A 14310-nucleotide genomic window follows, 5' to 3' on the forward strand; every position below is an offset into this window, starting at 1 on the left:
TCCACTCCCTGCGCGATGTGTCAGAAACGTGCCTGCACGCCCAGCGTCACCGCGCGCGCCGTGCCCGGTGCAACCCAGAGGCGGCTGTACGAACTGGTGTAGTACGTGGTGTCGAAAACATTGTCCACGTCCAGGGTCAGCCGCACGGCCGGGGTGATGCGCCAGTAGGCGACCAGCTTGGCTGTGCGGTAGCTGGGCAGATCGAAGGACGCCGATCCCGCATTGACCTCGGCCTGGGTGCGGGCCTGGCCCAGGCGGCGGCCGACGTGCGTGACGCCGCCCCCGATGCCGTAGCGTTGCCCATTGTCGAAGGCGTTCTCGTACACCGCCAGCACGCTGCCATTGACCTTGGGCACGTTGAGCAGCCGGCCGCCGACCTCCAGGGTGTTGTCCCGGGTGATTTCCACGTCGTTCAGAACCAGGCTGGCGTTGACCCGCCAGCGGGCCGTCACCTGGCCTGCGAAATCCAGCTCCAGGCCCCGGCTGCGCACTTCGCCAGCGGCCACGGAATAGCTCGAATTGAGCGGGTCGGAGGTCAGTACATTGCGTTTGCGGATGTCGAACAGTGCGGCCGTGGCACCCATGCGCTGGTCGGCGCTCTCCCACTTTGCGCCGACTTCCAGGGAACGCCCGGTTTCCGGATCGAAGGGCTGCGAAGCACTGTCGGACCCTACGTTCGGGCGGAACGAACGCCCCGCGTTCGCATACACCGTCCATTGCGAGGACGGCAGCCAGCTCAGGCCGACGCGTGGCGAGGTGGATGACGGCTCCTGGCGGACCGTGGTGCCATTGCGCCGGTTTTCCAGCGACTGCCGGTACTGGTCCACGCGCACCCCGCCCACCAGGCGCCACGTCGGCGACAGCTTGACGGCATCCTGAAAATAAAGCGCGGTGTTGCGCTGGCGCTCCAGGGTGTCCGTATTGGGCAATGGCGTGGGTTGGGACTGCCCGTAGACAGGGGCCTGGATGTCGATCGCATAAGGCGAGGTCGCCGTGGGGTTGGCACGCAGCATCAGCGTGTCCAGATGGAACTTGAAGCTCTCCACGCCGAACAGCAGTTCGTGTTCCATGCCGCCGGCCCTGACGTTGCCCTGCAGTTCGGCCTGCAATGCGATGTCGTCCGAGGCGAAGTCCCGAAAGCGGCGCTGGCGGGTGAGCAGGCCATTGGACTGCAGTGCGCTGGCTTCGGTGGAGAAGCCCTGGATGGAGGTCTCGCGGTACGACAAGCCCACGCGGCTGCGCCATTGCGGGCTCCATTCGTGCGACAGGATGAACTGATGGGTCTGGTTCTCCACCGTCACATCGCCATCGCCCGGCTCGCCCAGGAATCGGCTGCGTGGGATGGTGCCCAACCGATTGCCCACGGCCACAACGCCCCGGTCCAAAGGCGTGGCATGGCGCAGAAACTCCCCGGCGTATTCCAGCGACGTGTCGCGGCCCAGCTTCCAGGTGAATGCTGGGGCGACCACGCGCCGTTCGGAGCTCACATGGTCGCGGAAGCTGTCGCGGTCTTCCGCTGCCACGTTGAGGCGATAGGCGAAGTTCTCGCCGATGGGGCCGGTGCTGTCGAATGCGCCCCGCTTGAGGCCCTGGCTGCCCACGGAGCCCTCGACGGCGTTGGCTGCCTTCCACAAGGGACGTTTGCTGACGATGTTCAGGGTGCCGCCGGGCTCGCTGCTGCCATAGAGCGCTGCAGCGGGGCCTTTGAGAAATTCGATGCGCTCCACGCCGGCCAGATCGCGCGGCGCGTTGAAGCCCCGGTTGGAGGAAAAGCCGTTCATCAACGTGGCCATGCCGGTGTTTTCATTGCCAGGCAGGCCGCGGATGGCCACGTTGTCCCACAGCCCGCCGAAATTGTTCTGGCGGGACACACCGCCCACATAGTCGAGCACATCATCGAGCCGCGTGGCGCCCAGGTCGTCGATGGCCTGGCGGGTGACGACCCGCACCGATTGCGGCAGTTCCCGCAGCGGCAGGTCGGTCTTGGCACCCGCGGATTCCTCGGCATGGTAGGCCCCGGACTCGGTGCGTCCGACGATCTCGACGGTGGACAGTTGGGGCGCATTGTCGGCGGTCTGCGCCATGGCAGAGCCGCACGACAGGGCCGCCATGGCGAGCGTGAGTGGAAAGGGGGCGCGAGCGCCCCGGCAGGAAATGAGGAACATGGACGTACTGAAGAAAAATCGCCGGCCGCGATGCAGGGCGGCCGGATGGCATGCACGGACCCGCCCGCGGCGGCAGCGCCGCCACGGCGAGGGAGAGAAGATCCAACTGGGATGCGACCGCCTTGCGGGGCGGCATGCATCAGGCGATGGGAAGAGGGGGATCGCGCGATGCAAAAGGCCAGCGGCCAGGTGCCGGCACGAAGGCAAATGCCGCTGTGGGCTGCGGGCAGTTGGGGCCGGCGCCTGCCTGCGGCACCGGTAATCCGATGCCACCGGGCAGGGCGGCGGGCTGCGCGAATGCCATGCACCCGGCGCAGGGGCCGTGCTCCAACGCGTGCGCCGGCTTCACCGGATGCGGCGCGTCGTCTTGCACCACGCTGACGGCCTCCGGGCCTGTGCCGATGGCGACCCGCAGGTGCTCCGCCTCGTGCAAGGGCAGCCCGATGCACGTGTGCAGGAACACGGCAAGCAGGAGCAGGCGAAGGAGGGCGCGGCGATGGTTCATGGCGAGGGCGCCGAATCATAGCGGCGTCTCTGCCTCTTTCCCGCCGGGGTAAAAAGGTGTCAGGCGCTTTCGGTCGCCACCACCAACTGGTTGCGCCCTTGCTGCTTGGCCTGGTACAGGGCCTGATCGGCACGCTGGACGATGTCGGTTTCGCTGGTGTCCTTCAGGCTGCAAAAGCTCATGCCCAGGCTCACGGTCAGCTGGCCGACGGCAGGGAATTGGCTCTGGCTCACCGCGCCGCGGATCTTTTCGGCCACCACGCGGCCCTCTTGCCGGTCCTGTGGCTCCGGCAGCAGCACCACGAATTCCTCGCCGCCGTAGCGCGCCACGAAATCGGTGATTCGCACGCTGCCGGAGATCACCTGGGCTAGCTGCTGGAGCACCGCGTCGCCGGCCTGGTGGCCGTGGTGGTCGTTGACATGCTTGAAATGGTCGGCGTCGATGACCAGCAGCGCGAAGGTCCGGCCCGTGCGCTGAAAGAGCTGCACGTACTCGCGCAGCTTTTCGTCGAACCTGCGGCGGTTGTAGAGGCCGGTGAGGGCATCGTGAATCGCCAGGTTCTCCAGTTCCTGGTTGGCCCGGTGCAGCGCCTGCGTGCGCTCCGCCACCTGGGCTTCCAGGGACGTGTTCAACTGGGACAGCTCGCGCTCGCGTTCGAGCAGGGATGCCGTCATCGACTGGAATGAGTGGTTGAGCTGCGTGATCTCCGACGCGTGTTCGTCGCCCGGATACACCGGCGTTCCAGCGCGGTTTTCGATCATGCGGGCGGCGCGGGCCAGCTGCTCGATGGGTCGGCTGATGCGCGCTGCCAGCCGGTAGGCCACCAAGGCGCAGGCCAGGGCCGTGAGCAGGCCGAGCAGAATCAGTTGCTGGCGCAGCGCCTTCACCGGAGCCAGTGCCTTGTCCAGCGGCTGGCGCAGCACGATGCGCCAGCCCAGATCGGTGTGCGCCACGGTCGGTATCTCCACCATGCTGGTGAGGTACTCCGCGCCATCGCTCCATTGCAGGCGCTCCGACTGTGCCTGCGGCGAGGCGCCGGCAGGAAGATTCAGCAGTCCGGCATGCTGGAAAGGGTAAAGAATGTGCCCGGCCTTGTCCGCGATCAGCACCTCTGCGCCGTGCTGACCGACCCGGTTCACCACGATGGACTCCACCGTCTCGGTCACCCAGGACCAGTGGGCATGGGCACCCAGCACCCCCCGCAACTGGCCCTGTTCGTCCAGGATGGGGGCTGCGAAGTCGATGAAGCGCAGCGGCTGGTCCGGGTTGCGGTTGGGCAACTGCTTGGCCAGCAGCACGGCCTCGTGCACGTCGCCCACGAACAGTCCGGAACGGGCGGACTGGAACCACGGCCGGTGCTCGACCTGGGCTCCGACCAGCACGCCATCGGTGGCTTGCGTGACCCGTCCGCTCGCGTCGGTGACGCCGATCCAGGCGTATTCGTTGTGGGTGGTCTTGCGCAGATCCAGCGCCTTCCGCATCTCCTGGGCGGAAAGGTCGCCGCGGGTGAAGATGGCCAACTGGCGCAGGAGGTCGATCTCCTGGGCCCGCTCGCGCAGGTTGGTTGCCAGCAGGTCGGCGGCCGACCGGGCACTGGTGTGCAGCAGTTCGCCGCCGAACCGGGCCAGTTCCCCCGTGGCGATGTGGCCCACGTAGACCCCCACGCCCAGCAGGCTGGCGAGCGACAGCCCGCCGAACAGCAGGGTCAGCTGTCCTCTGAAGCTCTGGCGTGAGCCGTTGGCCTTGTCGGTGGTTTTCATACGCCTGGCGATTTTCTCCGCATCAGGATCGGCTCTCTACAATGCCGGCCCTTTGGTCCTGGAAACCCCGCCCATGCATATCGTCGTCAACGAAGAACTCAAGGCCTACATCGACCCCCTGAGCCCCGAAGAGCACGCGGCCCTGGAGCGCAGCCTGCTGGCGGAAGGGTGCCGCGATGCGCTGGTGCTGTGGGGCGAGGTGCTGGTCGATGGCCATAACCGTTACGGTATCTGCCAAAAGCATGGGTTGCCATTCCAGACGGTTCAAAATCAAAATTTCCGCTCCATGGAAGACGTGCACCTGTGGATGATCGACCAGCACCTGGGTCGGCGTAGCGTATCGGACTTCCAGCGCGGCGTGCTGGCCCTGCGCAAGCGGGAGATTCTGGCCGATCGCAACGTGCGCGCCGCCAATGGCGAAGCCCTTCCGAGGGCGACCCCCGGCGAACCAGGGGATGGCGTGGAAACCGCCGATGCCGCCGCGCCGGGCCCGATCGCAGCCGATGCCCCGGCGCAGGCACCATCGCCAGAGCCCCAGCCGCTGTCCAGCCGGGAGGCCATCGCCAAGGCCGCACGGCTGAGCAGCAGCCAGGTGGTGATGATCGAAAAAATACGCAGGCAGGCCGCGCCCGAGGTGGTGGCCGCGGTCAAGGCGGGCGCCCTCTCGCTCAACGCGGCGGCGGCCGTGGCCACGTTGCCGCAGGACGAACAGCGTGCGGCGGCCATGGCGGGAGGCGACGAACTCAAGCAGGCGGCCAAGCGGGTGCGCGAAGCCAAGCGCAAGCCGCGGGACGAAGCCGACGCCCCATCGCCCGACACGCTGCAGTCATTGCGCGACCGCGTGGCCGAACTCACGGCCGAGAACGAGGAACTGCGCCGCCAGCTGGCGGCCTGGCAGGCGCAGCCAGGCACCTAGGGACAGGGCGCAAGGGCATTTGCGCCACCGCGCCCCACCTGTTCCGCGGGTATCCGCACCTTGTGTGCGGGTGTTACCGCCATGCCATTGGGCTCTATGATTTGGGCCCACTCCGATCCGCGCCATGACATCTAACGCCCCTTCCTCCCAGATCCAGCGAGGCATGCCGATCCGGCTGTTCGCTGGCTTCATGTTGGCCGCGTTGGCCACCACCATCATTGCCCTGTTCACCTACCAGTCGCAACAGGAGCGGGCCGAAGCGGTGACTCGCATCAATGCGGCCGTGGAATCGCTCACTCAGATGCAGACCGTCCTGTCCATCACGAAGGATGCGGAAACGGGGCAGCGTGGCTATCTGCTCACCGGTGAGACCCGCTACCTGCAGCCCTACACGGCAGCGCAGGCCGCGCTCAAGCCCGAGATGGGACGCCTGCGCACCCTGGTGCAGGCGTCGCCCGATCAGGTGCAGCGCTTCGAGCATCTGCAGGCCCTGGTGGCACAGAAGATGGCGGAGCTCGACGAAACCGTGAACATGCGGCGCGCAGGCAATGTGGAGGGCGCGGCGGATGTGGTCCGCACGGACAAGGGCCGTGCAACCATGGATGCGATCCGCAACATCCTGCGGGAAATGCTGAACGCTGAGCGCCAGGAGCTGGACACCCGGCGCGGCGAATGGGACGCCGCGGCCACCTTCGGCGCGTATTTCACCTGGGTCAGTTCGTTCGTACTGCTGCTGCTGATCCTGATGTCCGCCGTGCTGGCCCGAAGCGATCACCGCGCCAAGGCCCAGGAGGACTGGATCAAGGGCGGCCTGGTGGGACTGGGCAACCGGCTGCAGGGCGATCACCGCTTGAGCGATCTGGGCCCGATCGTGATGGACTACCTGGCGGACTGGCTGGGCGCGCGGGTGGGCGCGGCGTATGTGGCCGAAGGCGGTGGCGTGTTCCAGCGGTTCGGCAGCTATGCGCTGGCCGATCCGCAGGCCGGGGCCCGGGTGTTGAGCGGCCAGGGCCTGCTGGGGCAGGCGGCCGATTCCCGCCAGCTGATGCATGTGACGGAAGTGCCGACGAACTACCTGCCGATCTCCTCGGGCGTGGGGCACGCCACGCCGGCCGAGATCGTGCTGGTGCCGGCCGTGCACAACGGCGTCGTGCATGCGGTGATCGAGTTCGGGTTCTTCCGCACGCTGCGCGATGCCGATCTGCAGTTGCTCACCCGCGCGTCGGAATTGCTCGCCACCTCCATCCGCTCGGCCATCGACAGGACCCGGCTCGAAGCCCTGCTGGAAGAAACCCAGCGCCAGGCCGAGGAACTGCAGGCCCAGCAGGAAGAGCTGCGCGTGAGCAACGAAGAGCTCGAGCAGCAAAGCCGGGTGCTGCAGGAGTCCCAAGCCCAGATGGAGGCGCAGCAGACCGAGCTGGAGCAGAGCAATGCCCAGCTGGAAGAGCAGACGCAGCAGCTGGAGTACCAGAAGCAGCAGTTGCTGCGCGCGCAGGATGCCTTGTCGCAAAAGGCCAATGACCTGGAACAGGCCAGCCAGTACAAGAGTGAGTTCCTGGCCAACATGAGCCATGAGCTGCGCACCCCGCTGAACTCCAGCCTCATCCTGGCCAAGCTGCTCGCCGACAACAAGTCCGGCAACCTGACGGGCGAGCAGGTCAAATATGCCCAGACCATCCATGGCGCGGGCAACGATCTGCTGTCCCTCATCAACGACATCCTCGACCTGTCCAAGATCGAAGCGGGGCAGGCCACCATCTCCATCGAGCCGATGGACGTGGCCCGCGCGGTGAACGCGTTGGTGGACCCGTTGCGGCCCATCGCGCACGACAAGGGCCTGGCCCTGCACTGCACGGTGGAGCCGGGCGCCCCGGCTGCGTTGCAGACCGACGTGCAGCGCTTCGGCCAGGTGCTGAAGAACCTGCTGTCCAACGCCCTGAAGTTCACTGAACAGGGCGAGGTTTCGCTGCGTGTCTTCGGCAACGCCGACGGCACGGTGTCGTTCGCAGTCGGCGACACGGGCATCGGCATTCCCGAGCACCAGCAGGAACTGATCTTCGAGGCGTTCCGGCAGGCCGATGGCAGCACCCACCGCCGGTACGGCGGGACGGGCCTGGGACTGTCGATTTCCCGGGATCTGGCGCAATTGCTCGGCGGCAGCATCACCGTGCGAAGCACGCCGGGGCAAGGCAGCATCTTCACGCTGGTGCTGCCCCTGGTGGCACCCCTGAATGCCCCGCAGGACGCGGCGCGGCCCACCGCGCAGGCCTCGCCGGCCCCCGCGGCTCCGGCGCCCGCCGGCCGCCCTGCCGGCCTGTCCACGCCGCCGGCAGACGGTGCGCTGGTCGTGCCGCCATCCGCCGGCGCGGTGCGGCGCCCGGCGAATGCCGTGGCGGACGACCGGGACCAGTTGGCGCCCGGCCGCCGCACCATCCTGGTGGTCGAGGACGACGTGCGTTTCGCACGCATCCTGCTGGACCTGTCGCGGGAGATGGGCTTTCAGTCCGTGATCACGCACACTGGTGGCGAAGGCCTGGCCGCGGCCCTCGAATACATGCCCAGTGCGGTCGTGCTGGACATGAACCTGCCGGACATTTCCGGCCTGGCGGTGCTCGACCAGCTCAAGCGCAACCCGGTGACGCGGCACATTCCGGTGCATGTCGTCTCCGTGGCCGACTACGCCCAGGAGGCCATGGGTCGGGGGGCCATCGGCTATGCGCTCAAGCCCGTCAAGCGCGATGAACTCGTGCAGGCGCTGCAGCGCATGGAAGCCAAGTTCACCCAGGCCATGCGCCGCGTGCTGGTGGTGGAGGACGACGAGCGACAGCGCGAGAGCATGCACCACCTGCTGGCCAACGGCGATGTCGAGATCGTCGGTGCCGAGACGGCGCAACGCGCGCTCGAACTGCTGCGCACCAGCACGTTCGACTGCATGGTGATGGACCTGAACCTGCCCGACCTGAGCGGCTACGAGCTGCTGGAGAAGATGGCCGGCCAGGAAGAGGTGGCGTTCCCGCCCGTCATCGTCTACACCGGCCGCTCGCTGTCGCGCGACGAAGAGCAGCGGCTGCGGCGCTACTCCAAGTCCATCATCATCAAGGACGCCCGCTCGCCCGAGCGGCTGCTGGACGAAGTCACGCTGTTCCTGCACCAGGTGGAGTCCAAGCTGCCCGCGGACCGCCAGCAGATGCTGCAGATGGCCCGGGACCGCGAGTCCACCTTCGAGGGGCGCAACATCCTGGTGGTCGAAGACGACGTGCGCAACATCTTCGCGCTGTCCAGCGTGCTCGAGCCCACCGGTGCCAAGGTGCAGATCGCGCGCAACGGCCGCGAGGCGCTGGAGGCCCTGCAGCGTGCGCAGTCCGGCGACGCGGCCACGGTCGATCTCGTCCTGATGGACATCATGATGCCGGAGATGGACGGTTTCACCGCCATGAGCGAGATCCGCAAGCGCCCCGAATGGCGTCGCCTGCCCATCATCGCGCTCACCGCCAAGGCCATGAAGGACGACCAGGAGAAGTGCCTGGCCGCCGGCGCCAACGACTACATCGCCAAGCCGCTGGATGTCGAGAAACTGCTGTCGCTCGTTCGCGTGTGGATGCCCAAATGAGCGAAGACCCGGCGGCGCAGCAGCAGCGAAAGAAGACGTTCGACATCGAGCAGCACCTGCTGGTCGAGGCCATCTACCGGCGCTACCACTACGACTTTCGCGGGTATGCGCAGGCCTCGCTCAAGCGCCGCCTGCAGACGGCGCTCACACGGTTCCATTGCCGCACGGTCTCGCAATTGCAGCATCTGATCCTGCACGACCCGGAGGTCTTTCCCGCCATGCTGGAATACCTCACGGTCCAGGTGAGCGAGATGTTCCGCGACCCGACGTACTTTCGCGCACTGCGCGAGACCGTGGTGCCGGTGCTGCGCACCTACCCGTCGCTCAAGATCTGGGTGGCGGGCTGCAGCACGGGCGAGGAGGTGTATGCGCTGGCCATCCTGCTGCGGGAGGAGGGGCTGCTGGAGCGCACCCTGATCTATGCCACCGACATCAACGCCAACGCCCTGCAGAAGGCCGAGGCGGGCATCTACGCCATCGAGCGCGTGCCGGCCTTCACCGAAAACCACGCCAGGTCGGGCGGGCGCACCTCCCTGTCGGAGCACTACACCGCCGCCTACGGGCGCGTGGTGCTCGACAAGAGCCTGCGCAAGCACATCGTGTTCTCGGACCACAGCCTGGCCACCGACAGCGTGTTCGCCGAAGTGCAGCTCGTGTCCTGCCGCAACGTGCTGATCTATTTCGATCGCGACCTGCAGGACCGCGCGCTGGGTCTGTTCCGCGATGCGCTGTGCCGCAAGGGCTTTCTCGGGCTGGGGTCGAAGGAGTCGCTGCGCTTTTCTTCGCATGCCGGCGAGTTCGAAGAGCTCGTGCCGCAGGACCGCCTGTACCAGAAGAAGGGTGGGGCATGAGCGACCGCATCCGCCCGCAGGCGGTGGTGATCGGCGGCTCCGCGGGGAGCATCGAAGCGCTCTCGGTCCTGTTGCCGGCGCTGCCGTCCGGCCTGCGGGCTGCGGTCTTCGTGGTGCTGCACCTGCCGCGCGAGCGGCCCAGCCTGCTGTGCGAAATCTTCCAGCCCAGCTGCGCCGTGCCTTTGCGCGAAGCCCAGGACAAGGAGCCGGTCGAGCCCGGGACCGTGTACTTCGCGCCGCCGGACTACCATCTGCTGATCGATGGCGGGCCTTCGCTGGCGCTGTCCGTGGACGATCCGGTGCATTTTTCGCGTCCATCCATCGATGTGCTGTTCGAATCCGCAGCGGACGCGTATGGTGAGCGCTTGCTCGGCATCCTGCTGTCGGGTGCCAACAGCGACGGGGCGCAAGGATTGGCGGCCGTGCAGGCCGCGGGGGGCACCACGGTCGTGCAAGACCCGGACAGCGCCCCCGTGCCCTTCATGCCCGAAGCCGCGATGAGCGCCTGCACGCCCGGCCATGTTCTTTCCCCGCAGCGCATCGCTTCGCTGCTGGAGACCCTGTTCCATCGGAGAGCTTCTTGATACCCGCCCCCATCCCGCCGTCCCCCGTGCGCACTGCCCCGGTGAAGTGCCTGATCGTCGACGACGTGGAGGAAAACCTGATCGCCCTGGAGGCCTTGCTGCAGCGCGACGACGTGCAGATCCTCAAGGCCGCTTCGGGCTCCGAGGCCCTGGAACTGCTCCTCGTGCACACCGACGTGGCCCTGGCGCTGCTGGACGTGCAGATGCCCGAGATGAATGGCTTCGAGCTGGCCGAGTTGATCCGCGGAAGCGAGCGCACCCGCCATGTGCCGCTCATCTTCATGACGGCGGGCTCGCGCGACCAGAACTGGCAGTTCAAGGGCTACGAGACCGGCGCGGTGGACTTTCTCTACAAGCCCATCGATCCGCACGTGCTGGTGAACAAGGCCAACGTGTTCTTCGACCTGCAAAAGCAGAAGGTGGCGCTCGCGCGCGAACTGCAGGAACGCACCGAAGCCCTTCGGGTGAACGAGATGTTCATGGCCGTCCTGAGCCATGACCTGCGGGGGCCGCTGAGCGCCCTTTTGGCGAGCGCGCTGGTGCTGCAGCGGCCGCAGGAGCCCGACAAGGTGCAGACCATCGCCGGCAAGATGCAGTCGAGCGCGCAGCGCATGGGCCGCATGATCGAGGACCTGCTGGATGTGACGCGGGCGCGCCAGTCCGGCGGGCTGCCCGTGAAGACCGGGCCCGCCGACCTGGGCGAGCTGGTGCAGCGTCCGGTGAACGAACTGCACGTCAGCCACCCCGATCGGACCATCGAGGTCACGCAAAAGGGCAACCTGACGGGCCAGTGGGATGCCGAGCGCCTGTGCCAGGTGGCGGCCAACCTCCTGGGCAATGCCATTCACCATGGCGATGCGGCCGAGCCAGTGCAGGTGACGCTGGACGGCACGGCGGCCGACCGGGTGGAACTCACCGTGCGCAATGCCGGGACGATCCCCCCGGCACTGGTGCCCCACCTGTTCGATCCGTTCCGAGGGCGGGAGCGCGAGCCGGGGCAGCACCAGGGGCTGGGGCTGGGCCTCTACATCGTGCACCAGATCGTGCAGCGCCACGGTGGGCGCATCGACGTCTGCTCGCGCGAGGGCCACACGGCCTTCCATGTGCAGTTGCCACGCCAACCGGCCGCAGCCCGTCCGGCAACGCGCTGATCTGCCCCACGGGCCGCACGCGGCCTGGGCCGGCTTCAGGGAACGTTGGGATCTATTGGCGTGGCTGCGGCGGCTGCGCTGCCAGAAGAACGAAAAAAAGGGGGCACGCAGCCCCCCGTTCACTGTGGCGGTGCTCTGCGGTCAGGCAGGGTGATTGGAGCTGGATCCGCGCAGTTGATCGCGGATCGAATCCATGAGCTCTTCCAGCTCTTCCAGCTCGAACGGCTTGAGAAGCGCACGCACATTGGGGCCCAGGGCATTCAGGCCGTGGCCGAACTGGTAGCCCGAGCACAGCACGATCCAGCGCTGCGGATTTTCCGCCACCAGCTTGCGGCACAGGTCGGTGCCCGACATGCCGGGCAGGCTGACGTCGGTGACGACCAGGTCGTAGGCGCCCTGCGCATCCAGCGTCAGCGCCTCTTCGGCGGTGGCGCACAGCGACACCTCCCGGTCGTCCCCCTCCAGCAGCATGCCGATGGTCTCGCGGAGTTCCGCGTTGTCCTCAACGTAAAGGATGCGCAAGGGAGGGGTCATGCTGTGGTCGGTCCGGTCGAGCGGTGTGTGAAGATCTCCGGCTGGCGGTCGCGCGTCAGTGGAAAACGGGGTGGAGGGGTGGGCCAGCGCTTGCATCATGCCAGCGTGCGCACGGAAGGTTCGCGCGCCCATTGTCGCGTGGTGGCCGCTTGAATGAAAGCAGCCGTCTCAGCGGGGTCCACCACGCCGGCGTCCGGCTGGATGCCCGCGGCCTTCAGGATCGGCTGCGAACCCTTGCACGCGGCGATGGCCTTGAGGTGGCCGAAGGCGTCGCGGAACCAGTCCACGGCGGCGGCTTCGCGCGACAGTTGCTCACCCGCTTCGGGCGACAGGACCGAGGCCACCGCATCGAACACCGTGGAGGGCGTGCCGGCCAATTGGCCATCGGCCGGCAGGCGCGAGCCATCCGCGAGCACGGCGCCGCCCACCTTCGGGGCCACGATCTTCACCGTGGCACCGGCCTTTTCCGCCGCCTTGCGCAGCGCGGCGATGGGTGCGGCGGCCGAGCCGTCGGCCACCAGGATGCCCACGCAGCGACCCTCCAGCGTGGGCTTCATGCGGTCGATGATGCGCAGCGCGGGCGACAGCGGCAGGTCCTGCACGGCTGCAGCGGCAGGGAACGGCTCGGGGAGCTCGGGCATGCCCAGCCCATCGGCCACGCGGCCGGCCAGGCTGTCATCCACATTGCGCAGCTGCGCCACCACGGCCGTCCGCACGGCGGGCGTCTCGACCTTGGACAGCTCGAACACCAGCGCCGATGCCATGTGGGCCTGCTCAAGCGGGCTCTGGCTGCGAAAGAACATGCGCGCCTGGCTGTAGTGGTCGGCAAAGCTCTCGGGCCGCACGCGGCCCTTGGAGCCGCCATCGGCCACTTCGGCGAAATGCCGCGTGCCCTGCGCCAGCGAGGCGCGCGGGCTGTCTCCGAGCAGGCTGCTCGGCTCATAGGCCACACGGCCCTTGGGCACCTGCATCTGCATGTGGCCGTCGCGCTGCATGTTGTGGAAGGGGCACTTGGGCGCGTTGATCGGGATCTGCACGAAGTTCGGGCTGCCCAGGCGCGATAGCTGCGTGTCCAGGTACGAGAACAGGCGGCCCTGCAGCAGCGGGTCGTTGGAGAAGTCGATGCCCGGCGGCACGTTGGCAGGGCAGAACGCCACCTGCTCGGTCTCGGCGAAGAAGTTGTCGGGCCAGCGGTTGAGCACCATGCGACCGATCATCTTGAGCGGCACCAGCTCTTCGGGGATGAGCTTGGTCGGGTCCAGATGGTCGAAAGGAAACGCCTCGGCCTCTTCCTCGGTGAACAGCTGCACGCCCAGTTCCCACTCGGGGAAGCTGCTGGCCTGGATGGACTCGAACAGGTCGCGGCGATGGAAATCGTTGTCCGCCGCCTGCAGCTTCAAAGCCTCGTCCCACACGGTGGACTGGATGCCCAGCTTGGGGCGCCAGTGGAACTTCACGAACGTGCTCTGGCCTTCTGCGTCGAGCAGCCGGAAGGAATGCACGCCGAAGCCTTCCATGGTGCGCAGGCTGCGCGGGATGGTGCGGTCGCTCATGGCCCACATGATCATGTGCATGGCCTCGGGCATCAGCGAGATGAAATCCCAGAACGTGTCGTGCGCGCTGGCCGCCTGCGGAAAGCCGCGGTCGGGCTCCATCTTCACGGCATGCACCAGGTCGGGAAACTTCATCGCATCCTGGATGAAGAACACGGGGATGTTGTTGCCCACCAGGTCCCAGTTGCCTTCTTCGGTGTAGAACTTGACGGCGAAGCCGCGCACGTCGCGCGGGGTGTCCACCGAGCCGGCGCCGCCGGCCACGGTCGAGAAACGGCAAAACAGCGGCGTCTGCTTGCCCACCTCGGTGAGGATGCGGGCGGTGGTGTATTTCGACAGCGATTCGGTCAACTCGAAGAAGCCGTGCGCGGCCGTGCCACGGGCATGCACGATGCGTTCGGGAATGCGCTCGTGGTCGAAATGCGTGATCTTTTCGCGGAGGATGAAGTCCTCCAGCAGCGTGGGGCCACGGGGCGTGGACCGCAGCGAATTCTGGTTGTCCCCGACCGGAATGCCCTGCTGGGTGGTGAGCACCGGGTGGGCGCCTCCGGCCTGCTGCTGCAACTCTCCCCCGGTGCCGCGCAGTTCTTCGCCTTCGTGGGCCTTGGACGGAGGGGCGGAGGCCTTTTTCACGGGACGTTGAACTGCGGGTGCTTTTGCCATGGAGGGGCCTTTTGGTTG

At 67.2% G+C, this 14310-nt stretch carries 10 protein-coding genes; 5 read left to right on the forward strand and 5 right to left on the reverse strand.

Annotation, left to right across the window (positions count from 1 at the left end; genetic code table 11):
• Positions 1-20: 20 nt before the first annotated feature.
• The 3 genes from AVMA1855_RS22350 to AVMA1855_RS22360 form a co-directional block, all read right to left on the reverse strand.
• On the reverse strand, positions 21-2165 hold the full coding sequence (locus AVMA1855_RS22350; RefSeq protein WP_284427351.1) for a TonB-dependent siderophore receptor: 2145 nt from the start codon (positions 2163-2165) through the stop codon (positions 21-23).
• A 139-nt stretch (positions 2166-2304) separates the two neighbouring features.
• Positions 2305-2670, reverse strand: coding sequence for a hypothetical protein (locus AVMA1855_RS22355; RefSeq protein ID WP_284396346.1), 366 nt, complete (start codon positions 2668-2670; stop codon positions 2305-2307).
• 59 nt (positions 2671-2729) lie between these two features.
• Positions 2730-4430 (reverse strand): sensor domain-containing diguanylate cyclase, encoded by a 1701-nt coding sequence (locus tag AVMA1855_RS22360; protein WP_284427352.1) that lies wholly within the window; start codon positions 4428-4430, stop codon positions 2730-2732.
• A gap of 73 nt (positions 4431-4503) precedes the next feature.
• On the opposite strand from AVMA1855_RS22360, the gene AVMA1855_RS22365 reads away from it, so the two are divergent.
• The 5 genes from AVMA1855_RS22365 to AVMA1855_RS22385 all read left to right on the forward strand — a co-directional run bounded on the left by AVMA1855_RS22365 (position 4504) and on the right by AVMA1855_RS22385 (position 11542).
• Positions 4504-5346 (forward strand): plasmid replication/partition related protein, encoded by an 843-nt coding sequence (locus tag AVMA1855_RS22365; protein WP_284427353.1) that lies wholly within the window; start codon positions 4504-4506, stop codon positions 5344-5346.
• Positions 5347-5470: 124 nt separating this feature from the next.
• Complete coding sequence (locus AVMA1855_RS22370; protein ID WP_284427354.1) at positions 5471-8956, forward strand: response regulator; 3486 nt, start codon at positions 5471-5473, stop codon at positions 8954-8956.
• Positions 8953-9807: a CheR family methyltransferase gene (locus tag AVMA1855_RS22375; RefSeq protein WP_284427355.1), complete on the forward strand. Its 855-nt coding sequence runs from the start codon at positions 8953-8955 to the stop codon at positions 9805-9807. Before AVMA1855_RS22370 ends, AVMA1855_RS22375 begins: the two co-directional genes overlap by 4 nt.
• Positions 9804-10391: a chemotaxis protein CheB gene (locus AVMA1855_RS22380; RefSeq protein ID WP_272567402.1), complete on the forward strand. Its 588-nt coding sequence runs from the start codon at positions 9804-9806 to the stop codon at positions 10389-10391. Before AVMA1855_RS22375 ends, AVMA1855_RS22380 begins: the two co-directional genes overlap by 4 nt.
• A 26-nt stretch (positions 10392-10417) precedes the next feature.
• A complete protein-coding gene (locus AVMA1855_RS22385) occupies positions 10418-11542 on the forward strand; it encodes a hybrid sensor histidine kinase/response regulator (RefSeq protein ID WP_284427356.1) in 1125 nt (374 codons plus the stop codon).
• 141 nt (positions 11543-11683) lie between these two features.
• Here AVMA1855_RS22385 and AVMA1855_RS22390 read toward each other — a convergent pair whose 3' ends face one another.
• Both AVMA1855_RS22390 and AVMA1855_RS22395 read right to left on the reverse strand, forming a co-directional pair.
• The gene (locus AVMA1855_RS22390; RefSeq protein WP_502870367.1) at positions 11684-12076 is read right to left on the reverse strand and encodes a response regulator; all 393 of its coding nucleotides are present in this window, start codon (positions 12074-12076) and stop codon (positions 11684-11686) included.
• A gap of 95 nt (positions 12077-12171) precedes the next feature.
• Complete coding sequence (locus tag AVMA1855_RS22395; protein ID WP_284427357.1) at positions 12172-14292, reverse strand: catalase; 2121 nt, start codon at positions 14290-14292, stop codon at positions 12172-12174.
• Positions 14293-14310: the final 18 nt, after the last annotated feature.

Source organism: Acidovorax sp. SUPP1855, assembly GCF_030158955.1.
Lineage (GTDB): Bacteria > Pseudomonadota > Gammaproteobacteria > Burkholderiales > Burkholderiaceae_C > Paracidovorax.